Annotated in this window: 23 protein-coding genes; 14 read left to right on the forward strand and 9 right to left on the reverse strand. The window is 73.9% G+C overall.

Annotation, left to right across the window (positions count from 1 at the left end; genetic code table 11):
• Positions 1-3: 3 nt before the first annotated feature.
• Positions 4-588, forward strand: coding sequence for an FMN-binding negative transcriptional regulator (locus tag HCN51_RS41425; RefSeq protein ID WP_168017504.1), 585 nt, complete (start codon positions 4-6; stop codon positions 586-588).
• Positions 585-1649 (forward strand): C45 family autoproteolytic acyltransferase/hydrolase, encoded by a 1065-nt coding sequence (locus tag HCN51_RS41430; protein ID WP_168017505.1) that lies wholly within the window; start codon positions 585-587, stop codon positions 1647-1649. The genes HCN51_RS41425 and HCN51_RS41430 overlap by 4 nt, the downstream gene beginning before the upstream one ends.
• Before the next feature lie 6 nt (positions 1650-1655).
• Here HCN51_RS41430 and HCN51_RS41435 read toward each other — a convergent pair whose 3' ends face one another.
• Entirely contained in the window at positions 1656-2819 is a 1164-nt protein-coding gene (locus HCN51_RS41435) for an acyl-CoA dehydrogenase family protein (protein ID WP_168017506.1), read from the reverse strand.
• A 66-nt stretch (positions 2820-2885) separates the two neighbouring features.
• Between HCN51_RS41435 and HCN51_RS41440 the strand changes: the two genes are divergently transcribed.
• From HCN51_RS41440 to HCN51_RS41455, 4 genes are read left to right on the forward strand one after another with little or no spacing between them, the layout of a single operon-like run.
• Complete coding sequence (locus tag HCN51_RS41440) at positions 2886-4319, forward strand: aldehyde dehydrogenase family protein (protein ID WP_206068487.1); 1434 nt, start codon at positions 2886-2888, stop codon at positions 4317-4319.
• The gene (locus tag HCN51_RS41445) at positions 4316-5488 is read left to right on the forward strand and encodes a CoA transferase (protein WP_168017508.1); all 1173 of its coding nucleotides are present in this window, start codon (positions 4316-4318) and stop codon (positions 5486-5488) included. Before HCN51_RS41440 ends, HCN51_RS41445 begins: the two co-directional genes overlap by 4 nt.
• The gene (locus HCN51_RS41450) at positions 5485-6147 is read left to right on the forward strand and encodes a GntR family transcriptional regulator (RefSeq protein ID WP_080041608.1); all 663 of its coding nucleotides are present in this window, start codon (positions 5485-5487) and stop codon (positions 6145-6147) included. The genes HCN51_RS41445 and HCN51_RS41450 overlap by 4 nt, the downstream gene beginning before the upstream one ends.
• A complete protein-coding gene (locus HCN51_RS41455) occupies positions 6140-6739 on the forward strand; it encodes a TetR/AcrR family transcriptional regulator (protein ID WP_168017509.1) in 600 nt (199 codons plus the stop codon). The genes HCN51_RS41450 and HCN51_RS41455 overlap by 8 nt, the downstream gene beginning before the upstream one ends.
• Here HCN51_RS41455 and HCN51_RS41460 read toward each other — a convergent pair.
• Both HCN51_RS41460 and HCN51_RS41465 read right to left on the reverse strand, forming a co-directional pair.
• Positions 6726-7304 (reverse strand): hypothetical protein, encoded by a 579-nt coding sequence (locus tag HCN51_RS41460; RefSeq protein ID WP_168017510.1) that lies wholly within the window; start codon positions 7302-7304, stop codon positions 6726-6728. The genes HCN51_RS41455 and HCN51_RS41460 overlap by 14 nt on opposite strands.
• A 20-nt stretch (positions 7305-7324) precedes the next feature.
• A complete protein-coding gene (locus HCN51_RS41465) occupies positions 7325-8650 on the reverse strand; it encodes a PBP1A family penicillin-binding protein (RefSeq protein WP_168017511.1) in 1326 nt (441 codons plus the stop codon).
• 234 nt (positions 8651-8884) lie between these two features.
• On the opposite strand from HCN51_RS41465, the gene HCN51_RS41470 reads away from it, so the two are divergent.
• Complete coding sequence (locus tag HCN51_RS41470; protein WP_168017512.1) at positions 8885-9604, forward strand: thioesterase II family protein; 720 nt, start codon at positions 8885-8887, stop codon at positions 9602-9604.
• Positions 9605-9658: 54 nt separating this feature from the next.
• Here HCN51_RS41470 and HCN51_RS41475 read toward each other — a convergent pair whose 3' ends face one another.
• Positions 9659-10585 (reverse strand): SIS domain-containing protein, encoded by a 927-nt coding sequence (locus HCN51_RS41475; RefSeq protein ID WP_168017513.1) that lies wholly within the window; start codon positions 10583-10585, stop codon positions 9659-9661.
• A gap of 152 nt (positions 10586-10737) precedes the next feature.
• Here HCN51_RS41475 and HCN51_RS41480 point away from each other — a divergent pair, with 152 nt between their 5' ends.
• The 4 genes from HCN51_RS41480 to HCN51_RS41495 are packed head-to-tail and all read left to right on the forward strand — an operon-like array spanning position 10738 to position 14638.
• The gene (locus tag HCN51_RS41480; RefSeq protein WP_080041602.1) at positions 10738-12111 is read left to right on the forward strand and encodes an MFS transporter; all 1374 of its coding nucleotides are present in this window, start codon (positions 10738-10740) and stop codon (positions 12109-12111) included.
• Complete coding sequence (locus HCN51_RS41485; RefSeq protein WP_080041601.1) at positions 12108-12530, forward strand: GAF domain-containing protein; 423 nt, start codon at positions 12108-12110, stop codon at positions 12528-12530. Before HCN51_RS41480 ends, HCN51_RS41485 begins: the two co-directional genes overlap by 4 nt.
• Positions 12527-13732: a metal-dependent hydrolase family protein gene (locus HCN51_RS41490; protein ID WP_168017514.1), complete on the forward strand. Its 1206-nt coding sequence runs from the start codon at positions 12527-12529 to the stop codon at positions 13730-13732. The genes HCN51_RS41485 and HCN51_RS41490 overlap by 4 nt, the downstream gene beginning before the upstream one ends.
• Positions 13733-13792: 60 nt before the next feature.
• Positions 13793-14638: an alpha/beta fold hydrolase gene (locus tag HCN51_RS41495; RefSeq protein ID WP_168017515.1), complete on the forward strand. Its 846-nt coding sequence runs from the start codon at positions 13793-13795 to the stop codon at positions 14636-14638.
• Between the two features lie 51 nt (positions 14639-14689).
• On the opposite strand, the gene HCN51_RS41500 is transcribed toward HCN51_RS41495, so the two are convergent.
• From HCN51_RS41500 to HCN51_RS41510, 3 genes are all read right to left on the reverse strand, one after another.
• Complete coding sequence (locus tag HCN51_RS41500) at positions 14690-15262, reverse strand: hypothetical protein (RefSeq protein WP_206068489.1); 573 nt, start codon at positions 15260-15262, stop codon at positions 14690-14692.
• Between the two features lie 75 nt (positions 15263-15337).
• Entirely contained in the window at positions 15338-15988 is a 651-nt protein-coding gene (locus tag HCN51_RS41505; RefSeq protein ID WP_168017516.1) for a response regulator, read from the reverse strand.
• A 79-nt stretch (positions 15989-16067) separates the two neighbouring features.
• Complete coding sequence (locus tag HCN51_RS41510) at positions 16068-17114, reverse strand: HAMP domain-containing sensor histidine kinase (protein WP_168017517.1); 1047 nt, start codon at positions 17112-17114, stop codon at positions 16068-16070.
• Positions 17115-17279: 165 nt separating this feature from the next.
• Here HCN51_RS41510 and HCN51_RS41515 point away from each other — a divergent pair, with 165 nt between their 5' ends.
• From HCN51_RS41515 to HCN51_RS41525, 3 genes are all read left to right on the forward strand, one after another.
• On the forward strand, positions 17280-17753 hold the full coding sequence (locus tag HCN51_RS41515; protein ID WP_346433983.1) for a CBS domain-containing protein: 474 nt from the start codon (positions 17280-17282) through the stop codon (positions 17751-17753).
• A 206-nt stretch (positions 17754-17959) separates the two neighbouring features.
• Positions 17960-19246 (forward strand): ArsB/NhaD family transporter, encoded by a 1287-nt coding sequence (locus HCN51_RS41520; RefSeq protein WP_168017518.1) that lies wholly within the window; start codon positions 17960-17962, stop codon positions 19244-19246.
• A 90-nt stretch (positions 19247-19336) separates the two neighbouring features.
• A complete protein-coding gene (locus HCN51_RS41525; protein ID WP_168017519.1) occupies positions 19337-20002 on the forward strand; it encodes a hypothetical protein in 666 nt (221 codons plus the stop codon).
• Here HCN51_RS41525 and HCN51_RS41530 read toward each other — a convergent pair.
• Together HCN51_RS41530 and HCN51_RS58445 are read right to left on the reverse strand one after the other, a co-directional pair.
• A complete protein-coding gene (locus tag HCN51_RS41530; RefSeq protein ID WP_168017520.1) occupies positions 19954-20907 on the reverse strand; it encodes an ABC transporter substrate-binding protein in 954 nt (317 codons plus the stop codon). The genes HCN51_RS41525 and HCN51_RS41530 overlap by 49 nt on opposite strands.
• 48 nt (positions 20908-20955) lie before the next feature.
• Positions 20956-24462: a WD40 repeat domain-containing serine/threonine protein kinase gene (locus HCN51_RS58445; RefSeq protein WP_206068490.1), complete on the reverse strand. Its 3507-nt coding sequence runs from the start codon at positions 24460-24462 to the stop codon at positions 20956-20958.
• Between the last annotated feature and the right edge of the window lie 73 nt (positions 24463-24535).

The raw sequence follows: 24535 nt of genomic DNA on the forward strand, positions 1-24535 counted from the left end.
GGCATGTGGACAGCACCGCGGTACGCGGCACAGAACCCCGCCCAGGAGGCCGAGCTGATCAGGCGCAACCCGTTCGCCCTGGTCGTCAGCACCGTGGACGGCGTGCCGGTGGCCACGCACGCCCCTGTGCTGCCGGGCGAGGACGGCACGCTGGTCGGGCACATGGCGCGGGCCAACCCGCAGTGGCGCTCCTTCGCGTCCTCGCCCGACGTGCTCGTCGTGTTCTCCGGACCGCACGGGTACGTCTCGCCGACCGTGTACGGCACTGACCCGGCCGTCCCGACCTGGGACTACGCGGCCGTGCACGTGACCGGCCGGGTGGAGCTGATCGACGACGCCCTGGAGGTGGTGGAGCGGACGGTGGCGGCGGCGGAGTCGCTGCGCTCGCCGTCGTGGGAGCCGACGCCCGCCTCGCGGGAGAGGTTCCGCGCGCTGCTGCCCGGGGTAGTGGCCTTTCGCGTGCGTGTTCGTACGCAGCAGAGCGTGTTCAAGCTGAGCCAGGACATCGACGCCGAGCGGTACGCCCGCGTCCGCGCCTCCGCCGCCGCCGACAACCCGCGGCTCGCCGAGTTGATGGGCAGGTCATGAGTTTTCCCACGTTCACCAGCAGCCAGACCGATCCGCGGGCCCGTGGCAAGGAGTTCGGCACCCACCTGCGCGGGCGGATCGCCGCGAACCTGGCCGGCTACACCGACCTGTTCGCGGTCGCCGGGGCCGGGGCGGGGCAGGTGCGCGCGTGGGGCGAGCGGGCGCTGGAGGCCGTCGCCGGCTGGGCGCCGGCGCAGGCCGAGGAGATCGCCGGCATCGCGGCGGGCGCGGGGCTGGAGCCGTGGCAGGTCGCGGTGATCAACGCCCGCACCGAGATCCTGGCCGCCATCGACATGGTGGGGCACGGCGAGTGCTCGACGTCGGTGGTGCTGCCGCCGGACGGCCCGCCGCGCACGGTGCAGACGTGGGACTGGCACGACCACCTGCGCGACGCGCCGGTGCTGTGGGAGTACGAGCTCGACTCGGGCCGCGTGGTGCGCACGTTCACGGAGGCGGGCACGCTGGCCAAGATCGGCGTCACCGACGCCGGGCTCGGCGTGCACTTCAACATCCTGCGCCACGACTCCGACACCGCCGACCTGGGCGTGCCGGTGCACCTCATCGCCCGCCGCATCCTCGACGAGGCGGCCACCGTCGAGGAGGCGACCGGCATCGCCCGCTCCGCCCGGGTGTCGGCCTCGACCGTCATCACCGTCGTCACCGAGCACCAGGCGGCCTCGATCGAAATCTCCCCGGCCGGGGCGGCGGCCATCCCGCCCGGCCCCGACGGCGTCCTGCTGCACTGCAACCACTTCCTCGACGCCGGCCTGGCGGCGGGGGAGCGGCACGCCACCGAGCGGCCCGGCACCTACGACCGCTTCCGCCACCTGGAGGCCCACGTCGAGGGGCTGAGCGGCCCCGACCAGAACGCGCGGGCGCTGGCCATGCTCAGCCACGCCCCCGAGGGCGCGCCCGTCTGCGCACACCCCGACCTCACGCAGCCGCTCAACCAGCGCTGGGAGACGCTCGCCACGATCGGCCTCGACCTGCCGGCCGGGCGGCTGCGGGTGCACCAGGGCGGGCCCTGCCAGGTCACCGAGGCGACCTGGCAGACCTTCTGAGCGGCCCTACTTGAACGCGGGGATCCCGGTCAGCGCCTTGCCGATGACCAGCGCGTGGATCTCGGAGGTGCCCTCGTAGGTGAGCACCGACTCCAGGTTCACCGAGTGCCTGATCACCGGGTACTCGAGGGTGATGCCGCTGGCGCCGAGCAGCGTGCGGCACTTCCTGGCGATCTCCAGGGCCTCGCGCACGTTGTTCAGCTTGCCGGCGCTCACCTGCTCGGGGGTGAGCGTGCCGGCCTCCTTCAGCCGCCCGAGGTGCACGGCCAGCAACAGGCCCTTGCCCAGCTCCAGCGCCATGTCCGCGAGCTTCTCCTGGGTGAGCTGGTACGACGACAGCGGCCGGGCGAACACCTCCCGGTCGGAGGCGTAGGCGATGGCCGTCTCCAGGCAGTCCAGCGCCGCCCCCATCGCTCCGAACACGATCCCGAACCTGGCCTCGTTCAGGCAGCCGAGCGGCCCGGACAGGCCCCTGGCGCGGGGCAGCATCGCGTCGGCGGGCAGGCGCACGCCGTCGAGCACCAGCTCGCTGGTCACGCTCGCGCGCAGGGAGATCTTGTGCTTGACGTCGTTGACGGTGAAGCCGGGGGTGCCGGCCGGCACCAGGAAGCCCCTGATGCCCTCGTCCGTGCGGGCCCAGACCACGGCGACGTCCGACACCGAGCCGTTGGTGATCCACAGCTTGGTGCCGTTCAGCACCCAGTCGCCGCCCTCGCGCTTGGCGGTGGTGCGCATGCCGCCGGGGTCGGAGCCGAAGTCGGGCTCGGTCAGGCCGAAGCAGCCGATGCGCTCCCCGGCCGCCATCGCGGGCAGCCACTCCTGCTTCTGCTCCTCGCTGCCGTACTTCCAGATCGCGTACATGGCGAGGGAGCCCTGCACCGAGACGAGGCTGCGCAGGCCGGAGTCGGCGGCCTCCAGCTCCAGGCAGGCCAGGCCGTACGCGACGGCGCCCATGCCGGCGCAGCCGTACCCGTCGAGGTGCATGCCGAGGACGCCGACCGAGCCGAGCGTGCGGGCCAGCTCGCGCGCGGGCAGCTCGCCGGCCTCGAACCAGCCGGCGACGTGCGGCCGGATCTCCCGGTCGCACACGCGCCTGACCGTGCTCCTGATCTCGCGTTCCTCGTCGGTCAGCAGCGTGTCCAGGGCGAACAGGGCGGTGGGTGCGATCATCGGCGATCTCCATATTTTGGATCCAATATTGAAAATCCAATATGGCACAGTTAGGGTGCGTTGACCATGGACGTTCTGAATCTCATCGGTGGCCGCTGGGTCGAGGGGGAGGGCGAGGAGTTCGCCGACACCAACCCCGCGCGGCCCTCCGAGGTCGTGGCGCGCGGCCGGTTCGCCTCCGCGCGCGAGGTGGCGCGGGCGATCACCGCCGCCCGCGACGCCGCGCCCGGCTGGGCCGCGACCCCGCACCACGCCCGCGCCGAGATCCTCCTGCGCGCCGCCGCCCTCGTGGACGCCGCCGCCGAGGAGTGGGGCGCCGAGCTGGCCCGCGAGGAGGGCAAGACGCTGCCCGAGGCCGTCGCCGAGGTCCGGGGCTCCGCCCGCGTCCTGCGGTACTACGCGAGCGAGGCGGACCGCGACAGCGGCGAGGTCTTCGCCTCCCCGCGCCCCGGCGAGAGCGTGCTCGTCGTCCGCAAGCCGATCGGCGTCGCCGGGCTCATCACACCCTTCAACTTCCCGATCGCCATCCCCGCCTGGAAGATCGGCCCCGCCCTCACCTACGGCAACACCGTCGTCTGGAAGCCGTCCTCGCTGGTGCCGCTGCTGGCCTACCGGCTGGCGTGGGCGCTGGCCGAGGCCGGCCTGCCGGACGGCGTGCTCAACCTCGTGTACGGCGAGGCCGAGGCCGGCTCGGCCATCGTCGACCACCCCGGCGTGGACGCGGTGTCGTTCACCGGCTCCACCGCCGTCGGCCGGGCCGTCATCGCCCGCTGCGGCGAGCTGGGCAAGCCCGTGCAGACCGAGATGGGCGGCAAGAACGCCTCCGTCGTCCTCGCCGACGCCGACCTCGACCACGCCGCCGAGCAGGTCTGCCTCGGAGCCTTCCGGTCCACCGGGCAGAAGTGCACCGCCACCTCGCGGCTCGTCGTCGCCACCCAGGTCGCCGACGAGCTGCTGGAACGGGTGGCCGACCGCGCCGCCCGGCTCGTCGTCGGCGACCCGCTGGCGCCCGAGGTGGAGATGGGCCCCCTCGTCAGCTCCGCCGCGCGCGACCGCGTCACCGCCGGGGTGCGGCAGGCCGTCGGCGCGGGCGCCAAGCCGCTGGCCGGGGCCGAGCCGCTGGAGCGCGAGGGCTGGTTCGTGCCGCCGACCGTGCTGGACCTGCCGGGCACCGGCGTGGACTTCTGGCGCACCGAGCTGTTCGGGCCCGTCGTGGGCGCCGTGCGGGCGTCGAGCACCGAGGAGGCGCTGGGGCTGGCCGACCTCAGCGAGCACGGCCTGTCCGCCGCCATCTTCACCCGCGACCTCGGCACGGCGCTGGCGGCGATCGACCGGCTGGAGGTCGGCGTGCTGCACGTCAACTCCGAGTCGGCGGGCACGTTCCCGTACGTGCCGTTCGGCGGCGCCAAGCAGAGCGGCTTCGGGCCCAAGGAGCAGGGGCGGGCCGCCAGGGAGTTCTACACCCGCACCGTCACCGTCTACCTGGGGGCGCCGGCGTGAGCGGAGCGCTGTCCGGGCTGCTGGTCGCCGACTTCAGCCGCGTCCTGGCCGGGCCCTACTGCACGATGCTGCTCGCCGACCTCGGCGCCGACGTCGTCAAGGTCGAGCGGCCCGGCACCGGGGACGACACCCGCGCCTGGGGGCCTCCTTACGCGCCCTCCGGCGAGGCGACGTACTTCCTCGGCGTGAACCGCAACAAACGCTCCATCGCGCTCGACCTGCGCGCCGACGCCGAGGTGGCGCGCGCCCTCGCGGCACGGGCGGACGTGCTCGTCGAGAACTTCAAGCCCGGCACGATGGACCGGCTCGGGCTCGGCTACGAGGCGCTGCGCGCGCTCAACCCCGGCCTGGTGTACTGCTCGATCACCGGCTTCGGGTCGGGGGCCGGGGCCGAGCTGCCCGGGTACGACCTGATCGCGCAGGCGGTCGGCGGGCTCATGAGCGTCACCGGCGAGCCCGGCGGGCCCGGCACGAAGGCGGGGGTGGCGCTGGTGGACGTGATCACCGGCCTGCACGCCGCCCTCGGCATCCTGGCCGCCCTGCGCCACCGCGACCACACAGGCCAGGGCGGCCGCTTGGGCGGCGCCGCCTCCGAGCAGGCGCCGGGAGGCGCCGGTCAGCACGTGGAGGTCTCGCTCCTGTCGTCGCTGCTGTCGGCGCTGACCAACCACGCCTCCGCCTACGCCGCCGCCGGCGTCGTCCCGCAGGCCATGGGCAACCGGCATCCGAGCATCGTCCCGTACGAGGTGTTCCAGGCCGCCGACCGCCCGATCGTGATCGCGGCCGGCAACGACCGCCAGTACCGCGCGCTCTGCCTCGCCCTCGGCCGCCAGGACCTCGCCGACGACCCCCGCCACGCCACCAACGCCGCCCGCGTCGCCGCCCGGGACACCCTGGTCCCCGAGCTGAACGCGGCCCTGGCCGGGCGCACGGCCGACGAGTGGTTCGAGCGGCTGACGGCCGCCGGGGTGCCGTGCGGGCCGATCAACGACCTGGCCGCCGCCTTCGCCCTGGCCGGCGAGCTGGGGCTGGAGCCGTCCGTCGAGCTGGGCGGCGCCGGCCAGGTCGCCAACCCCATCCGCCTCAGCGCCACTCCGCCCTCCTACCACCGCCCCCCGCCCGCGCTCGGGCAGGACGACGCCTGGGTTCGTGAGATATTGAGGCAGTGAGTCCGGACGAGGCACGACGCAGGCCGCCCACCGCCCAGCAGTTCGTGCTGGGAGAGCTGCGCCGCGCCATCACCACCGGCCGCCTGCGCCCCGGCACCCCCATCCGGCAAGACGCGCTCGCCGAGGAGCTGCAGGTCAGCCGGGTCCCGCTGCGCGAGGCGCTCAAGACGCTCGAAGGCGAGGGGCTGGTCACCTACAAGCCGCACAAGGGCTACTGCGTGGTCATGCTCTCCCTCGACGACCTGCGCGAGGTCTACCGCATCCGCGAGCTGCTGGAGGAGGAGGCCGTGCGCGCGGCGGTGGCCCGTCTCACCGACGACGACCTCGGCCGCATCGAGGCGGCGCAGGAGGAGGTCGAGCGGGCCGCGGCGGCGGGCGATGTCGCCGCCATGGCGACGGCCAACCGCGCCTTCCACATGACGTTGTTCGACTGCGCGGGCCGGCCGCGCCTGGCCCGCCTGATCCGCACGCTGTGGGACACGACCGACGCCTACCGGTCCATGTACTACGGCGACGCGGGCAACCGGGAGCGGGTGATCGAGGAGCACCGCGCCGCCCTCGACGCGCTGCGCCGCCGCTCCGCCGACGACGCCGTCACCACGCTCAACGTCCACCGCGACCACGCCGTCGCCGAGCTGGAGCCGCTCCTGGATGCCTAAGATCGTCGATCACCAGGCGCGGCGGCTGCTGATCGCCGAGGCCGTGCACCGGATCATCGACGCCAAGGGCCTCGACAGCGTCAGCCTGCGCGAGGTCGCCGCCGAGGCCGGCATCTCCATGGGCGCGGTCCAGCACTACTTCGCCACCAAGGAGGAGATGCTGCGGGTCGCGCTGGAGCAGCTCAACGCGCGCATCGCGCTCCGCGTGACCGCCGCCGACCAGCACGATCCGCTGCGCCTGCTGCGGGCGGCGATCCTGGAGGTCCTGCCGCTCGACGAGACCCGCCGCTTCGAGGCCCGCGTCGGGCTCGCCTTCCTGGCCAGGTCCGTGGTCTCCGACGAGCTGGGCGCGATGGTGCGGGCCGGGCTGCCGCTGGTGCTCGGCTTCTACGCCGGCCAGATCCGGGCCGCGCAGGCCGCCGGGCAGCTCGCCGCCGGGCTCGACCCCGACCAGGAGGCGCGGGCGCTGTTCGCCCTCGCCCAGGGGCTGGGACAGCCCGCGCTGATCGGGCTCTACTCGCCGCACGACGTGATCGCGCTCGTCGACCGGCACCTCGCCCGCCTGGCGAACCCTTCGATCACCTCAGCGTGAGGACCGCAAGGTGCTCGCCGCGGTGGCCGAGCAGGTCCGCCGGCACGCCGTGGCGGCCCGGGCGCCACGCCAGCGCCTGCAGCCCGTGCTCCGGCACCATGACATCCCGCTCCCCGAGCCGCACCACGCCCACCTCGGCCGACAGCCGCACGATCCCGTACCCGACCCACCGGTAGGGGCGGCGCAGCCACGGCACGGGGCTGGCGTTGTAGCGGGTGCTGTCTCCGGCGTCGGCGTGCCCGTCGAGCGCGGCGGCGGCCGGGCGCGGGCGCAGCACGTTCTCGTCGCACGGGTCGGCCGCGACGGTGCCGCCCGTGCGCAGGTTCCAGCGGCCGCCGCGCCTGGGCGACAGCAGCCACACGTCCAGCCAGAACGCGCCCACCCCGTCGAGCCGGGCGAAGGCCGTGGCCGCCAGGCCGTCGCCCACGAACAGGGACAGCGGCGTGAACCGGTGCCGGCCCCCGAGCGTCTCCGGCAGCTCCTTGGGCAGGCCGTTCGCGATCAGCCGGCGGCTCTCGGTGGCGGGTGTGTACCCCAGGTACTCGGCGCGATCCACGGGTCTCATCGGACCTCCTGGCTCGCGGGTCAGTCGGCGCAGGCCCTGCTGCACCCGCCGAACCGCGTGGTGTCGGGTGGGGCGAAGGACGTGGCCCCGGTGCCGTCCAGGGCCGCCTTCATGGAGTCCTTCCAGATGGGGCCGGGGATGGTGGTGCCCTCGACCTCCGCGTAACGCTTGCCCCCGATGGTGACGCCGGTCAGCGGGCGCCGGTAGCCGTCGGGGTGGCCGAGGGCGACGGCCGCCGCCAGGGCGGGCGTGTATCCGGCGTAAGTGGCGCTGACGTTGGAGTCCATCGTGCCGTCCATGCCCGCCGCGTCGCGGCCGAGGCCCTTCAGCGGGCCCTTGGCCAGCGCCCGCTCCAGCACGCCCGTCACCGCGTCGGCGACCGGCGCCTCCACCGCCTGCTCGCAGCGCGGCGGGAACGAGCGCCGGTAACCGCTCCGGTCGCTGACCTCCGTCACCACCCGGGGCGCGCAGTGCAGGCCGCGGGCGGCGAGCGTGGCGTACGTGGTGGCCACCGCGACCGGGTCCACCTCGTTGACGCCGAGCGCGAACGTCTCGAACTCCTGGAGGCGCAGGCCGTCGGCCCGTTCGAGCCCGAGCCGCTGCGCCATCCGCACGCTCTCGCACAGCCCGACCCGCTCGGTCAGCTGCACGAAGAACGTGTTCTGCCTGGCCAGGGTGCCCGACTCCAGCGTGGTGAAGCCACCTCCGCCGCGCTCGAAGTTGAGCACGCTGTGGGTCGGGTCGCCGACGTTCTGGCCCTTGCAGTTCTTGAACGCCGCGTACGTCGGCGCCCGGTAGCTCGCGGCGAACGGGAAACCGTCGCCGATGCGCAGGCCGCCCTCCAGAGCGGCCGCCAGCGTGTACACCATGGCGGTGCTGCCCTGCTGGAAGCCCTTGTAACCGCGCAGCTCGTCGTGACTGGCGGCCAGCGCCCTGATCTCGCCGCTGCCCGGCACGACCATCGCCTCCAGGGCGAGATGTTCGTCCGCGCGGCCGACGTAGCGGTCGACGGCCTGCTGGGCGGCCTCCTGGGCGCGCGGGTCGATCGCCGTCCTGACCGTCAGGCCCGGCTTGCCCGTCAGCAGCTCCGGGGCGTTCGCCTCCAGCTCGGTGCGCACCCGCTCGCACACGTACGCGTACCGGCCGCTCCCGCACTCGCCCGTGAACTCCGCCAGCACCGTGCCCCGGGCGTCCACCAGCACGGTCGGGCCGGGCGTGGTGGCGGCCCGCACCAGGCGCTCGCGCGCCGGCTCGGCGTCACCGTCGCGGCCGAGCACCAGGACCCCGGCCGCGATCAGCACACCCGCCGTCACGACAGCGGGAATGACGACCCGTAAGGAGATCACGCACGGATCCTACGCGGGCCCGGGTCCCTGCCGCGATGCCGCCGGGGACGAGCTTCCGGTTACGGCCGGGCCGGTGCCACGCTCGTCCACAGGCGGGCTTCCGGTTACGGCCGGGCCGGTGCGACGCTCGTCCAGAGGCGGGCTGCCGCTCGCGGCCGGGCCCGCGTGACGTCCGTCCGGGACGGCTGGTTCAGTAGGACATGACCGTGACCCCCGGCCGTCGCAGGAGACCGCATGACCTGGTTCCACGCTCTGGACCCCCGCCCTCACGCCGCCCTGCGGCTGTTCTGCTTCCCGCACGCCGGCGGCGCCGCCGCGGCCTACCGGGACTGGCACCGGGCGGTGCCGCCGAGCGTGGAGGTGCGGGCCGTGCAGTACCCCGGCCGCGCCGACCGGATGGGGGAGGCGCCCGTCAGCGACGCCCACCTGCTCGCCGACCAGATCGCCGAGGCCATGGGGCCGCTGCTCGACCGCCCCGCCGTGCTGTTCGGGCACAGCATGGGCTCGGTGCTCGCGTACGAGACGGCGCTGCGGATCCGGCCCGCCCACCTGATCGTCTCCGGGCGCCGGCCCGCTCACGTGCCCCGCCCCGGCACCGTGCACCGCGCCACCGACGAGGACCTGGTGGCCGAGCTGCGGCGGCTCGGCGGCACCGCGCCCGAGCTGCTGGACGAGCCCGACGTGCGCGCGTACATCCTGCCGATCATGCGCGCCGACTACCGGCTCGCCGAGACCTACCGCAGCCGTCCGGCCGAGCCGCTGGACTGCCCGATCACGGCGATCATCGGCGACGCCGACCCCGAGGTGGACGCGGCCCTCGCCGAGGGGTGGGGCGAGCTGACCCGCGCCGGGTTCAAGCTGCACGTGCTGCCCGGCGGCCACTTCTACCTGGTGCCGCGCCGGGACGAGGTGATCGGCCTGATCCTCGACGCCATCGGCTCCGCACGGGGCTGAGTGATCGGCGCCGTGGCCTCCTCAGGGGGCTGAGTGATCGGCGCCGTGGCCTCCTCAGGGGGCTGAGTGGTCGGCGCCGTGGCCTCCTGGGAGGGCTGAGCGCTGGTCGGGGGCGGCGGGCCGGCGGTGGAGGAGGCCGAACTTGCCCCACATCGCCTCCGCCGCCTCGATCGAGGCCCCCGTACGCGCCGGGTCCACGGCGGCGAGCTGCGTGACCAGCGCCTGGGCCACGGCGATGCCGGCCGTCAGCGAGGGGAAGAACGCCTCGCCCTCCGCCGGCACCATCACGACCTGCTCGGCGGCGCCGGCCAGGGCCGGGCTGGCGGCGTCGGTGACGGCGAACACGCGCACGCCGCGCGATCGGGCCTCGTTGGCGGCCAGCACCGTGCTCTCGTACAGACGCCAGAAGCTGATCGCGATCAGCACGTCGCCTTCGCCGATCGCGGCCATCACGTTCGCCAGCTCCGCGTCACCGCCGGTCACGGCGTGCACCGGGTAGCCGGCCAGGCGGGCGTTGTGGGCCAGCGCGATCCCGACGGCCGCGTAGCTGCCGTCGGCGACGATGACGGTGCGGCGGGCCCCCGCCACGGCCTCGGCGATCGTGAGCAGCGCGCCCTCGTCGAGGCGCCGGTTGAGCAGGGCGAGGCTGTCGAGGTCGCGGCGCAGCGAGCGGGCGCTGGGCGAGCCGGTGCCCCGGTGCTCGGCGGCGACCTGCCCGGCGCTGAGCGAGGACAGGTAGCGGGCGCGCAACTCCTGTTGCAGGGCGGGCCAGCCGGCGAAGCCGAGCGCCTGCGCCGTACGGGTGACGGTGGCGACGTTGACGCCGGCGAGCTGCGCCAGCTCCCCGGCGGAGCCGAACGCGGCCCGGCGCGGCTGCGACAGCAGCACCTCCAGCACGGCGGCCGCCTTGCCGCGCAGCCCGCGCACCGGCAGCCGCTCGCGCAGCCAGTCCTGGTAGCTGTCGGTGGCGGTCTCCGTCACGTGCGCCCTTTCCTCGCGGGGTGGTCGGGTCAGCATGCTACGCGGTCGTGACCACCGAAACCTGCAAAGACCATTGCAATTTTGCTTATTTGCACTATATGTTGCTGCGCAATCGACCTGCAGGGCCATGACCTGGGGAAAGGTGTTGCTCGATGACCTTGTTGGCCCGTCTGGACCGGCTCCCGCTGAGCCGTCCGCACTACGTCCTGCTCCTGATCGGCGGCCTCGGCTACACCTTCGACGGCATGGACTCGGCCGTCGTCGCGTTCCTGTTGCCCAGCGCGAAGGCGGCCTGGGGCCTGTCCGACGTCCAACTCGGCATCATCGGGTCGGCCACGCCGTTCGGGTTCCTGTTCGGCGCGACCGTCGCGGGCCTGCTCGGCGACCGCATCGGCCGCAAGAAGGTGATGATGTACGCGCTCGCCTTCTACGCCGTCTTCTCCGTGGTCGCCGCGTTCGCCCCCAACTACGAGGTGTTCCTCGGCTCGCGCGTGCTGGCCGGTGCCGGGGCCGGGGCGGAAAGCGCGATCATCGCGCCGTTCCTGTCCGAGTTCGTGCCCGCCAAGCGGCGTGGCTGGTTCATCGGGGCGCTGGCCGGGTTCTTCTCGTTCGGGTTCGTGATGGCGGCGCTCATCGGGCGGTTCGTCGTGCCGACGTTCGACGAAGGCTGGCGGATCGCGCAGGTGATCACCGCGCTGCCCATCGTGATGCTGCTGTGGTGGCGCCGCTCGCTGCCCGAGTCGCCGCGCTTCCTGCTCCAGCAGGGCCGGGCGGCCGAGGCCGAGCGGGTGGTCGCCGACCTGGAGCGGCGCGTGGAGAAGGCCACCGGCGAGCCGCTGCCGCCGGTGCCCGAGACCGCCGTCGCCCCCACGGCCGACCCGCCGAAGGTGAACCTGTTCAGCGCCCTGCGCTTCCTGTGGAGCCCGGCCATGGCCAGGCGCACGGCCGTCATCTGGCTGATCTGGTTCGTGATCACGTTCTCGTACTACGGGTTCTTCTCCTGGATCCCCACGCTGCTCATCGGCCGCGGCATCACGGTCACCAAGAGCTTCGAGTTCTCGATCATCATCTACCTCGCGCAGATCCCCGGATACTTCTCCGCCGCCTGGCTGTCGGAGCGCATGGACCGCAAGAACACGATCGCGCTCTACCTCGCGGGCTCGGCGGTCAGCGCGTTCTGGCTGTCGCAGATGGACTCGCCCGTCATGATCACTGTCGCGGGCGCGGTGCTGTCCTTCTTCCTGAACGGCACGTACGCCGGCGTCTACTCCTACACCCCCGAGGTGTTCCCCACCTGGATCCGCGCCACCGGCACCGGCCTGTCCAGCGCGTTCGGCCGGGTCGGCAGCATCCTCGCACCGACGATCATCGGCGCGTCCGCCGCGAGCCTCGGCTTCGCCGGCGTGTTCGGGCTGACCACGGCGGTGCTGGTGGCCGGGGTGGTGTGCGTGATCGTGTTCGGGCTGGCCACGGCAGGGCGATCACTGGAAGAGCTGACCGAGACGACCGAGGAGGCAAGACGATGATCGAGCTTGAGGAAAGAGTGCGCAGGGAGGTGGGCGTGCGCCTGTTCACCGTGCTCGCCTGGATCCCCGAGCGGCGGGCGCTGCGCCGCGTGCACAGCAGCCACCCCGAGCAGTACCCGGTGGGCGGCGAGAAGACCGTCGAGGTCGCCGCCGGCTGGCTGGCCACCTGCATCGAAGGCCGGCGGCCGTACTTCGGCAAGGACCGCGCCGCCGTACGCGAGATCTTCGCCGACCACGAGCTGATCGAGAGCCTCGGCTGCTCCTCCATCATCAACGTGCCCGTCCTCGGCGACGACGGCGACGTGCTCGGCGTCCTCAACATCCTCGACGCCGAAGGCACCTACGACGACGCCTCGCTCGCCGCCGCCCAGGCCATCGCCCAGGACGCCGCCCCCTACCTCAAGGCCGGTGCCGCATGAGCCTGCTCCTGAAGAACGCGCTGCTGCTCGACGTCGCGACCGGCGACTACGCCGAGGCCGACCTGCGCTGCGCCGACGGCCGCATCGCCGAGACCGGCCGCGGGCTCACCGCCCCCGACGACACCCGGGTGATCGACCTGGCCGGCGCCCGCGTCGTACCCGGCCTGATCGACGCGCACGTCCACGTCACCGCCTCCACCGCGAACCTCGGCACCCTCGGCTCCATGTCCCCCTCCTACGTGGCCGCCCACAGCGCCCGCATCATGGGCGACATGCTCAGCCGCGGCTTCACCACCGTCCGCGACGCCTCCGGCGCCGACTTCGGGCTCGCCGACGCCCAGGCGGAAGGGCTCGTCCGCGGGCCCCGCCTGCTGTTCTGCGGCAAGGGGCTCAGCCAGACCGGCGGGCACGCCGACTTCCGCGGCCGCGGCGAGCACCTCAAGGACGACCACCCCTGCTGCGCCGGCGTCGGCCGCGTCGCCGACGGCGTCGACGCGGTCCGCGCCGCCGCCCGCGACGAGCTGCGCAAAGGCGCCCACCACATCAAGATGATGGCCTCCGGCGGCGTCGCCTCCCCGACCGACCGCATCGACTCCACCCAGTACTCCATGGACGAGCTGCGCGCCGCCGTCGAGGAGGCCGAGGCCGCCAACCGGTACGTCGCCGCCCACGCCTACACCGCCCGCGCCGTCAACCGCGCTCTGGAGGCCGGCGTGCGCTCCATCGAGCACGGCAACCTCATCGACGACACCAGCGTGGAGCTCTTCCTCAAGCACGACGCCTTCCTCGTGCCGACCCTCGTCACGTACTGGGCGCTCAAGGAGGAAGGCCGCGAGTTCGGCCTGCCCGAGCGGAGCTGGCGCAAGGTCGACGAAGTCCTCGACGCCGGCCTCGCCGCCCTCGAACGGGCCGCGCGCGGCGGGGTGCGGCTCGCGTACGGGACCGACCTGCTCGGCGGCATGCACCGGCACCAGAACCAGGAGTTCCGGCTCCGGGCCGAGGTGCAGCGGCCCCTCGACGTCCTGCGCGCCGCCACGACGGGGGCGGCGGAGCTGGTCGGGCTCGCGGGCGAGATCGGCACGCTGGCCGTCGGGGCACACGCCGACCTGGTGGTGCTCGACGGCGACCCGCTGGAGGACATCGGCGTCCTGGCCGACCCGAAGCACGTCCGGCACGTCGTCCAGGCAGGCGCGCTCGTGTGACCCGCACGGCCGGGCGGTGGCGCTGGGCGCGCCGGTGCGCGCCTGCGTACCGTTGTCCTCGTGACGACGCTCGCGCGCACCGCCCTGGTCGTCGCCGCGGTGCTGCTCCTGCTGCTCGGGCTGCTGTGGGTGTTCCAGCGGCGGCTCATCTACCTGCCCGACACCGCCCCCGTGCCGCCCGCCGCGACGGTGATCCCGGGCGCGCGCGACATCACCCTCACGACCCGCGACGGCCTGAAACTCGCGGCCTGGTACGTCCCCGCCGCCCCGCCCGGCGACTTGCCCGGCGATCCGCCCGGTGAGGTGCCGGACGGACGGGCGGTGACCGTGCTGGTCACCGGGGGCAACGCCGGAAACAGGCTGCACCGCGCCCCGCTGGCCAGGGCTCTGGCCGCGCGCGGGCTGCCGGTCCTGCTCATGGACTACCGCGGCTACGGCGGCAACCCGGGCACCCCCACCGAGCACGGCCTCTTCCTCGACGCCCTGGCCGCCCGCGACGCGATCCGCACCCCGAAGGTGATCTACTTCGGCGAGAGCCTGGGCGCGGCAGTGGCGACCAGGCTCGCCCTGGAACGCCCGCCCGACGGTCTGGTGCTGCGCTCCCCGTTCACCGACCTGGCCGCCGCCGGCCAGGTCAACTACCCGTTCCTGCCGGTACGCGCCCTCCTGCGCGACCGCTTCCCCGTCGCCGACGCCATCGCCGCCGTCCGGGCCCCGGTCGTGGTCGTGTACGGCACCGGCGACACGACCGTCCCTCCCGACCTGAGCCGCACGGTCGCCAAGGCCGCCGGTGCGACGGCGGTGGAGGTGCCCGGGGCGGGCCACAACGACCTGACCCTGCTCAACGGTCCCGAGCTGGTCGGCGCGGTCGCCGACCTCGCCGACCGCGTCCGGCGGCAGGGCTGACGGCCGTCCGCGTCCGGGGCCTGGGCCGACCGCCGTCCGGCTGAACGGCGCCTACAGCCAGCTCGCCCGCACGCTCGTCGCCGACTCGGCTCCGGCCGGGCCGCCCGGGTCGGCGGTGCGGACGGTGTCGAGCAGGCGGGCGACCGTCTCGACGATCTCCGGGGTACGCTCCCGCAGGCCGGTCACGTCGGCCGGGCTGACCTCGTCCCGCCCGACGCCGGCCTCGTCCAGGACGCCTTCCAGGTCGGCCAGCCGCTCGCCGAGCCACTTCAGCGGCTCCTGCGACAGCCGCTCGTCGAACACCCGCCGCCCCGGCTCCCACCCCTTCACTCCGGGGTGGTGGTGGGTGCGGTCGAAGCTGCCGGGCGTGCCGGTGACCGATTCCAGCAGGTCGACCCGCCAGATCGGCCGGTCCACCGTGATGGGCCGGGAGGAGTAGATGGAGCCCTTCAGCTCGCCGCTCTCCAGCCGGCGCAGCTCCAGCCGCACGCCGCGCTCGGCGCCCTCCTGGCCTTCGAGCGGGTTGGGGTCGACGAAGTAGATGTCGCTCACGGCCACGCCGATCCGATCGAAGCCGAAGAGGTAGAGCACGGTGACCACGTCCTTCGCGCAGGTGTCGGGCACGCTTGACCTTCAACGTAACACCGCGCTCCACGGCACGATCAAGGCCGCGATCGCGGGCGGCGCCTCAGGTTCGGGTCAGGGCTCGACGAGGCCGGCGCGGATGGCGTAGCGGGTCAGCTCCAGCCGGTCGCGCATGCCGAGCTTCTGCAGGATGTTGGCGCGGTGCCGGTCCACGGTCTTCACGCTGATGACGAGGGTTTCCGCGATCTCCTTCGCCGAGTTGCCCTCCGCGATCAGCTTGACGATCTCCTCCTCCCGGGGCGTCAGGATGCTCTCGGGCATCCGCTCGCCCTCCCGGTCGCGCTGCAGGTAGTCGCGGATGAGCGCGGTGACCGCGCCCGGGTAGAGGAACGGCTCGCCGCGCATCGTGGCCCGGCACGCCTCCAGCAGGTCCTGGTCGGCGACGGACTTGAGCACGTAGCCGGACGCCCCGACCTTGAGCGATTCGAAGAAGTACTGCTCGTTGTCGTACATGGACAGGATGAGGATGCGGATGCCGGGCGCCCGCCGGGAGATCTCCCTGGCGGCCTGGAGGCCGGTCATGCGGGGCATCGCGATGTCGAGGATGGCGAGGTCCACGTCGTCCTCGGAGGCGGCGGCCACGGCCTGCGCGCCGTCGGCGGCCTCGGCGACCACCTCCAGGTCGGGCTCGGCGTCGAGGATCAGCCGCAGGCCCCTGCGGACCAGGGCGTGGTCGTCGGCGAGCAGGATCCGGGTCTTGGTCACGGGGTCGTGCTCCGATCGCGAGGCAGGGCGTGGCTGGTCACGGGGTCGTGCTCCGAGCGGTGAAGGACGGCGTGGCTGGTCACGGGGTCGTGCTCCGATCGCAGGGGATGGCGAGGCTGACGCGGGTGCCGGCGCCGGGCGGGGAGTCGATGGTGAGGCGGGCGCCGATGAGCAGGGCGCGCTCGCGCATGCCGCGGATGCCCGCGCCCTCCTGGACGGCGCCGCCCCGGCCGTCGTCGGTGATGCGCAGCACGAGGTGGCCGTCCTCGCGGGCGAGTGACAGCTCCGCGTGCTCGGCGTGGGCGTGCCGGGCGATGTTGGTGAGGCTTTCCTGCGCGATCCGGTAGAGGACGAGCTCGACGTCGGCGCCGAGGGCGGGCAGGTCGGGCCGTACCGAGCGGGTGACGGGGATGCCGCTCATGCGGGACAGGTCCGTGCACAGGGCGCTGAGCGCGCTGTGCAGGCCGAGGTCCTCCAGCACGCCGGGGCGCAGGCGGCGGGCGACCTGGCGGACCTCGTCGAGGCTGGCCCGCACGGTCTCCTGCACGCCGTGCAGGTCCTCCTTCAGGTCGGCGGGGGCGCGGTCCACCACCCGCTTCAGGCCGAGCAGCACCACGGTGAGGCTCTGGCCGATCTCGTCGTGCAGCTCGCGGGCGATGCGCTGCCGCTCGCCCTCCTGCGCGGCCAGCGCGTGGGCGCTGCTGGCGCTGCGCTCGGCCTCCAGCCGGTCCAGCATCGCGTTGAACGTGTCGATGACGTGGGTGAGGTCGCGGTTGCCGCCGCCGGGCAGCCGGTCGCCGGTGCGCAGCAGGTCGACGCGCTGCATGAGCGTGGTGAGCGCGTCCAGCGGGGCGAGGCTGCGGCGCAGCAGCAGCGCGTTGGCGACGAGCATCACCGCCAGCCCGATCACCAGGACCGGCACCTCGGCCCACGCGACGGGGGCGGAGACGGTGGCGGGGGAGACGGCGAGCACGAGCGTCCCGGCGGCGAACACCAGGCCGTTGATCACGACCAGCCGGCGGAACAGGCCCTGAGCCGCCGGCCGGGACGCGCCGCGCGGCGCGCCCGCGCGACGCGTCCCGGCCGGCGGCGCATCCCCGGTGCCGCCCCTTGCGCGATCGTTCATCGCCTCTAGCCTCTTCGTCCTGCGGTGTGGTTGTCCATGCGGTCTGACCCCCATTGAGAAACCCGTCCCTACATGTTCTATCCCTGCCCAGATGGGTGCTCGACCCGATAGCCCCCGCCCGGCACCCGCCTGGAGGATGGACGGGAGCCGGAGGGAGACAGCGACGTGGAAGCCAGCGACATCGCCGTGAACCTGCCGACCGTGACCGCGCACGACCCCGTCACCAAGGCCGTGCGGATCATGGCGATGGGCCGGATGCCCGGCCTGATCGTCGTGGACGGCACGGGCAGGCCGTCGAGCGTGCTCCCGGGGACGCAGGTGCTGCGGCTCGCGGTGCCGGGGGCGTACCAGGAGGATCCGGCGCTCTGCCGGACGATCGACGAGGCGCACGCCGACCTGTTCTGGGGCGAGCTGGGCGAGCTGACGGTGAGCGACTGCCTGCCGCGCCAGCCGGCCACGCCGGCCACCGTGCCGCTGGATGCGACCCTGCTCGAAGTGGCCGCCCTCATGGCCAGGCTGCGCAGCCCGATCGTCGCGGTCGTCGGCCGCGACGGCGTGCTCGCCGGCGCGATCACCCTGGAGCGGCTGCTGACCTGCCTGGCCCTATCCGGCGGAAGCGCCCCAGCACAGGACGGCTGACACCCGCGCCGGCCGGCCCAGTTGCCGGTCGGCGCGACCCGACACCTTTCCCGGCTCACCGGGCGGGCGCCGAAGGCCCGCCCGGGCCGAAGCATGCCCACACCACGGAAGCTTGCCCACACCACGGAGGTCACCATGATCCGCTGTTGTCCCCGCACGCACTCAACCGGCGCCGCGGACCGGTCCGGGCCGCCGGGGCAGGCCGGATGAGCGCCTTCGCCGCACTGGCGATCTTCCTGGTGGCCTTCTACTTCATCGCGACGGAGAAGGCGAACAAGGTCAAGGTGGTGCTGATCGCCGCCGGGCTGATGGCCGTGCTCGGCCTGATCCCCGGCGCCGAGGTGTTCTTCTCCGTGCACGAGGGCATCGACTGGAACGTCATCTTCCTGCTGCTCGGCATGATGATCATCGTCGGTGTCATCAAGCAGACGGGCGTCTTCGACTACCTCGCCATCTGGGCCGCCAAGAAGTCGCGGGGCCGCCCGTACCGGCTGATGGTGATGCTGATGGCGATCACCGCGGTGGCCTCGCCGTTCCTCGACAACGTCACCACGATCATGCTGGTCGCGCCGGTCACGATCGTGGTGTGCAACCGGCTGCGGATCGCCGCGCATCCGTACCTGATCGCGGAGGTCCTCGCCTCGAACATCGGCGGCGCGGCCACCCTCATCGGCGACCCGCCCAACATCATCATCGGCAGCCGCGCGGGCCTGACCTTCAACGACTTCCTGGTGCACATGGCGCCGATCGTGGTGGTCATCTTCGCCGTGTTCGTGCTGTCGGCCCGGTGGTTGTTCGCCGGCTCGTTCCAGTACAACGCCGACCGGGTGGCCGAGGTCATGGCGCTGCAGGAGCGGCGGGCGATCACCGACCCGCGGCTGCTCACGCGCTGCCTGGTGGTGCTGGCCGCGGTCGTGGCCGGGTTCGGGCTGCACGCGGTGGTGCACGTCGACCCGTCGATCGTGGCGCTGGTCGGCGCGGGCGTGATGCTGCTGGTCTCCCGCGCGAACGTCTCCGAGGTGCTGCGCGAGGTCGAGTGGCCCACGCTCGTGTTCTTCATGGGATTGTTCGTCATGGTCGCGGGCCTGGTGCACACCGGCGTGATCGCCGCGATCGGCACGTGGGCGCTGGACACGCTGGGCGACGACTACTTCGTGGCCGCGACGGCGCTGCTGTTCGGCTCGGGCGTGCTGGGCGCGTTCTTCGACAACATCCCGTACGTCGCCACGACCGCCCCCATCGTGGAGGGCGTGGTCGCCGCGGCCCCCGACCCGCAGACCGGCCAGGCGCTGTGGTGGGCCTTCGCCCTGGGCGCCGACTTCGGCGGGAACGGCACCGCGGTCGCGGCCAGCGCGAACGTGGTGGCCATCGGCATCGCCGCGCGCAACGGCCACAAGATCACCTTCTGGCAGTTCACCCGGTACGGCATCGTCGTCACCGCCTTCAGCACGGTGCTGGCCTGGCTGTACGTCTGGATGCGCTACTTCACCTGACACCTGAGGTCGTCCCTGATCCCGGCCCAGGGGGAAATCAGGGACGGTCACGGATGAGCCGGGCATCGTTCAGGCGGCATCGTGGCAGGTATGAACCCCGCGAACCGCTTGGCCCAGCTCTCCTTCACCGCCGGCCCGGCCGCTCTGCTGGCCGGCTGGTTCCTCCTGCGCCCCCTCGGCGGCGGCCTGGAACCGGGCCTCTGGTGGACGGCGGCGCAGGTGGCCTGGCTGGCGGCGTTCGCGATGTTCGGCGTGATGACGCTGGCCGTGCGCGGCCTGGCGGGGCCGGTCACGGGCGGGTGGCGGGTGGCCGTGGACACGGTGACGGGCCTGGCGCTGCTCGGCGTGGCGGCCAACCTCGCCCAGCTCGGCATCGGCCTGTACGCCGGCCTCACCGCCGTGGACGGCGAGGCCATGAGCGGCCTGCTGGAGCACGTCAGGGGCTTCCCCGGGGTCGAGCCGGTCGTGTACGGCGCCGGGGCGCAGCTCTTCTACGCCGCGGTGCTCGCGCAGGCGGTCGTCCTGGCCCTGCTGCGCCGGGTCACGCCCGTCAGCGCCGCCGTCACCGTCGCGGGCGTGGTGCTGCTGGCGGTGGCCACGTGGGAGGAGGGCGAGGGCTCGGCCCTGGTCGCCCTGGGCATGGCGATGTTGTGGCTGGGCACGCTGCTGCTGGGCCGGGGCACCTCCGGCGGCCCCGGCCCCCGGGATCAGGGCTCGGCGATGAGCGCGCGCACGTCCAGGGAGCTCTTGACGTAACCGTGCTGCCGCATGAGGTCGGCCACCCGCTGCAGCCGCCCCGCGTCCACGGCGGTGGGTACGGCGCCCAGCGACACGTTGGGGGCCGCCGCCGCGGTGATTTCCGTGTACGTCGGCAGCACCGCCTCCACCTCCTTGCGGTCGGCCGCGGCCCGCAGGCCCTTGGCGAGCCCGCGCCGGAAGGCCGCCAGCGTCGCCGGATGCTCCGAGCGCCACTTGTCCGTCGTCATCCAGCCGCTGGTCGGCAGGTCGGCGAACCGGCCCGGCACGGTGTCGGGCACCGCGCGCAGCAGCGCCTGCGCCGCGCCGGCGCTGAGGTACGGCTCCGCCAGCCACGCGGCGTCCGCCTTCCCCGCGGCGAGCATGGCGGGCATGTCGGGGAACGGCTTCTCGACGAACGTGACGTCGTCCCGGTCCAGGCCGGCGTCCTTCAGCATGGCGATGACGCTGAGCATGCCGGCGCCCATGAGGTTGTTGACCGCGACGGTCCTGCCCTTGAGCCGCCGCACGGAGTCGATCTTCGAGTCCTTCGCGGCCACGAGGGCGTAACTGGCCGGACCGGCCTGCGCCGACGCGCCGATGATCTTGAGCCGCTTGCCGTGCTCGGCGGCCAGGATGGTGGTGACGTAGTCGGTCTGCCCCAGGTCCAGCACCCCCGCCTCGATCTGCGGGAGCATCGCGCCGGCGCCCGTGGCGGTCACCGGCTGCACCTCCAGGCCCTCCTGCTCGAAGAAGCCCTTCTCGATCGCCACGAACAGCGGCGCGGCGTCGGCCGTGGGCATGACGCCCACCTTGATCGTGCCGCGCTCCGGCCGCGGCGGGGGCGGCTCGTCCGGCGCGGCGGTGCAGCCCACGGTCACGAAGGCCAGCGCGGCGGCGACGGCGAGGCGGATCGAAGCGTTCATGGCGGCTGCTCCTCACGACGATCGGCAGGGGAGCGTACCGGAAGAAGATCACCTCGCGGAAGGGCAGCTCCGCTCGAACGGCCGGTCCGGCAGATAGCGGCGCCACTCCGCGGCCGTCAGGTCGCGGCCCGCCCGCGCGCACGCCGCCTGCGCCAGCCCCTCCACCGTCGTCGGCAGCCTGGTCAGCCGGCCGCCCCGGCCGATCGCCAGCAGCTCGGCCGGGCCCGACGTGAACGCCAGGGAGCGGGCGCTGTCGGCCAGCTCGATCGGCGGGCCGACGCGCCGCCCCCGCTCGACGTCCCACAGGCTGAGCGTCTTGTCCTGCGCGGCGAACGCGAACAGCCGCCCGTCCAGCGAGAACGCCCCGTCCCACGCCGCATTGTCCGTGCGCAGCCAGTCGCCGAGCCGCGCGCCCGTCGCCGGGTCCCAGACGCCGACCTTGCCGGAGAAGTTCACCGCGACCCGCTTCAGGTCCGCGCTGAACCAGACGTCCTGCGCCTGCTCCGGCAGCGACAGCGGGGGGCCGAACGGCCGGCCGCTCTCCAGGTCCACGACCTGCAGCCGCTCCGCGTCCAGCCCGGCCAGCCGCCCGTCCGCGCCGGTGGCCCAGCCGAGCAGGCGCGGCCTCGGCACGTCCTTGAGCCGCCGGCCGCCGGGCAGCGACCAGAGCGTGAACGTCTTCTCGCCCGCCGTCCACAGGCCCCGGGAGGTGGGCAGGGCGACGTTCGGCTCGCTGGTGTTGCCGAAGCCGGGCGTGAGCCGGGCCAGCTCCCGCCACGTGGCCGTGTCGCGGACCGTGACCTCCTCGCCGTTGCGCACGGCCAGCAGGCCGTTGCCGGGGCTGAACGCGAACCCGGCGTCGTACGCCTCGACCGCGCCCGCCGGCCGGCTCTTGCCGTCCACGGTGATGTCGGTGGCGTCCAGCCGGTGCGTGGCCAGGGAGCGGCCGTCGCCGCTCAGCCGCACCGCGTCCATGGGCTCGTCGGACGGCGGGCTCGGCCGCAGCGTCACCACCGTGTCCTCGCTCAGGTAGCGCAGCCCGCCGGGGCCGAACACGGCCTGGCTCGCCCGGCCCTCCAGCTCCCGCCTGATCAGCAGCGGCTCCTCGGCGTCCGGCCGCCACACGGTGACGCTCTCGCCGAAGCCCGCGATCAGGCTGCCGTCCTGGCTGAACACGGGCACCGCCCGGAACTCCCAGCCGTCGAACGACTGCAGCGCCTCGCGGGTACGCGTGTCGTACAACGTCAGGCCCGTGTCGTCGCTGACGGCCAGGCGGCGGCCGTCGGGGCTGAAGACGGGGACGCTGCCGCAGGCGGCGCAGACGCCGGCGAAGCCCGGCCGCATCTTCCCCGACGGCAGCGCGAACAGCTCCCGCCCGGCCACCGCGTAGCCGCCGCCCGGGTGCACGGCCGCCCCCGCCATCGTGGGCAGCGCGGTCGACCTCCCGCTGCGCCAGTCGAGGACGGAGGTGCCCTGCCCGATCGTCACCAGCAACCGCCCGCCGCTGAACCCGGCCCGCACGTCCACCTCCTCGGGCGCGTCCAGGCGCTTGCCGAGCTGCCGCCCCGTGCTCAGCTCCCTGACCGTGATGCCCGTGTCGTCCACGATCGCCAGCAGCCGGCCGTCCTCGCTGACCGAGACCTGGCGGGGCCGCCTGCCGGGCAGGCCGGTGAAGCCGCCCGCGCGCCGGCCGGTCGCCACGTCCCACACCTTGACCTCCCGCGAGCTCACGCTGACCAGCGAGCGGCCGTCGGGGGTGAGCGAGCGCACCACGTCGGGGCCGGTGTCCGGGTCGCGGAAGGCCGCCACGGCCGGGTCGGCCAGCGCGGCCACCAGACTCGACCTTGCCTCGTCCGTCGGCGACAACCGGCCGGCCGCCGCGCTCAGCAGCAGGCCGAGCACCGGGTCCTGGTCACGGGCCGCGTCCGCGGCGGCCGCCAGCCTGGCCGACTCGGCCGCGTCGCGCTGCCGCGTCAGCGTGGCGCCCTGCTCGGCCAGCGTGACGCTCTGCCACACCGCCGTCCCGCCCGCCGCCACGGCCACCACCAGCAGCACCGCCAGCCCCATGGCGGCCAGCCGGGTACGCCTGGAACGCCGCCGCGTCAGCTCCGCGCCCGCCGCCAGGAAGTCCCGCTCCGCCGGGGTCAGCGTGATGTTGCGCCGACCCGCGGCGGCCCAGCTCAGGGCGTCGTCCAGGGTGCTGCCCGAGAACAGGTCGCCGTCCCTGCGCCCGTGCTCCTGCCAGCGGCCCGCCGCCGCGCTGATCCGGCGGTGCACGGCCAGACCGTCCCGGTCCGCCTCCACCCAGGCCCGCAGCCGGGGCCAGGCCAGCGGCAGGGCGGGGCGCAGCAGCCGTACGGGATCGGTCGCCGACACCAGGTACGGGAAGGCCGCCAGCACCCGCTCCACCCCGTCCGGCAGCTCGGACCTGCGTGGCTCGCGCAGCGCCAGCTCGCCCGCGTCGGTCACCGTGACCAGGCGCAGGAACAGCTCGGGCACCAGCTCCCTGTCCTCGGGCGCGAGCGCCGCGTAGGCGTCCTCGGCGAGCACGCCGAGCGCGGGGTCGTGAGCCGGGACGGCCACCCGCCGCCCGTCATCGACCCCCAGGGAGAGCAGCCGCGAGGTGGCCAAGCTGCCGTCGGCACCGATGAGGTGCGGTGTGTCGAGGCTGCCGTCGCCGCTGACCAGGCCCAGCAGCAGCTCGCGGGCCGACGGGCGGCGGGCCGGGTCCTTGGCGAGCGCCGCCCGCACCGGCCCGCGCAGCGAGCCCGGCAGCACCGACAGGTCGGGCTCGGCGGACAGCACGCGGTGCATGACCGCGCCCAGCGCCTCCCCGGCGAACGGGTCGCGTCCCGTGGCGGCGAACCAGACCACCGCCCCCCACGCGAACACGTCGGCCGGCGGCCCCGCCCGCTCCCCGGAGAACACCTCCGGCGCCATGTAACCGGGCGTGCCCGTGACCACGCCCGTCGAGGTGAGCGACATCTCCAGCGTGCGGGCGATGCCGAAGTCGATCACGCGGGGCCCGTCCGGGCCGAGCAACACGTTGTCGGGCTTGAGGTCGCGGTGCACCACGCCGGCGTCGTGGATGGCGGTCAGCGCCGTCGCGATCGCGGTGGCCAGGCGGTGCAGCTCGTCCCCGGCGAAGACCCGCCCGGCGGCCCGCAGGCTGGGGCCCTCGACGTACTCGCTGACGATGTACGGCCGGGGCCCCTCCAGGTCGGCGTCCAGCACCCGGGCCGTGCAGAACGAGGCCACCCGCTGCGCCGAGACCGCCTCCTTCGCCATCCGCTCGCGCAGCCCCGGATGCCCGGCCGGGTCCCCGCTCAGCACCTTGATCGCGACGCGGGCCCCGGCCGGGTCGTACGCCTCGTAGACGACCCCCTGGCCGCCCGCGCCGAGCCGGCCGGCCAGCCAGTAGCCGCCGAGCCGCTGCGGGTCCCCGTCGATCAGTGCACTGCCCATGCGGGGTTGGACGACGGCGGCGGCCCGGTTGTTGCGGCTCTGCGCGCGGCGGCCGTTCACCCACACGTCGCGCCGCTCGAAACCGGTCACCTCTCAAGGCTTGTGAGCCCCGTTCGCTCGCCGAAAAAAATCCAGCGGATCGTGTCGAAATCCGCCCGGCTCG

The organism is Nonomuraea composti (assembly GCF_012034275.1).
Classification (GTDB): Bacteria; Actinomycetota; Actinomycetes; order Streptosporangiales; family Streptosporangiaceae; genus Nonomuraea; species Nonomuraea composti.

Excerpts from the sequence above, each read along its gene's own strand:
- HCN51_RS41425 (WP_168017504.1), top strand. The coding sequence starts at position 4 with ATGTGGACAGCACCGCGGTACGCGGCACAGAACCCCGCCCAGGAGGCC.
- HCN51_RS41430 (WP_168017505.1), top strand. The coding sequence starts at position 585 with ATGAGTTTTCCCACGTTCACCAGCAGCCAGACCGATCCGCGGGCCCGT.
- HCN51_RS41435 (WP_168017506.1), bottom strand. The coding sequence starts at position 2,819 with ATGATCGCACCCACCGCCCTGTTCGCCCTGGACACGCTGCTGACCGAC.
- HCN51_RS41440 (WP_206068487.1), top strand. The coding sequence starts at position 2,886 with ATGGACGTTCTGAATCTCATCGGTGGCCGCTGGGTCGAGGGGGAGGGC.
- HCN51_RS41455 (WP_168017509.1), top strand. The coding sequence starts at position 6,140 with ATGCCTAAGATCGTCGATCACCAGGCGCGGCGGCTGCTGATCGCCGAG.
- HCN51_RS41460 (WP_168017510.1), bottom strand. The coding sequence starts at position 7,304 with ATGAGACCCGTGGATCGCGCCGAGTACCTGGGGTACACACCCGCCACC.
- HCN51_RS41470 (WP_168017512.1), top strand. The coding sequence starts at position 8,885 with ATGACCTGGTTCCACGCTCTGGACCCCCGCCCTCACGCCGCCCTGCGG.
- HCN51_RS41480 (WP_080041602.1), top strand. The coding sequence starts at position 10,738 with ATGACCTTGTTGGCCCGTCTGGACCGGCTCCCGCTGAGCCGTCCGCAC.
- HCN51_RS41485 (WP_080041601.1), top strand. The coding sequence starts at position 12,108 with ATGATCGAGCTTGAGGAAAGAGTGCGCAGGGAGGTGGGCGTGCGCCTG.
- HCN51_RS41490 (WP_168017514.1), top strand. The coding sequence starts at position 12,527 with ATGAGCCTGCTCCTGAAGAACGCGCTGCTGCTCGACGTCGCGACCGGC.
- HCN51_RS41510 (WP_168017517.1), bottom strand. The coding sequence starts at position 17,114 with ATGAACGATCGCGCAAGGGGCGGCACCGGGGATGCGCCGCCGGCCGGG.
- HCN51_RS41520 (WP_168017518.1), top strand. The coding sequence starts at position 17,960 with ATGAGCGCCTTCGCCGCACTGGCGATCTTCCTGGTGGCCTTCTACTTC.
- HCN51_RS41525 (WP_168017519.1), top strand. The coding sequence starts at position 19,337 with ATGAACCCCGCGAACCGCTTGGCCCAGCTCTCCTTCACCGCCGGCCCG.
- HCN51_RS41530 (WP_168017520.1), bottom strand. The coding sequence starts at position 20,907 with ATGAACGCTTCGATCCGCCTCGCCGTCGCCGCCGCGCTGGCCTTCGTG.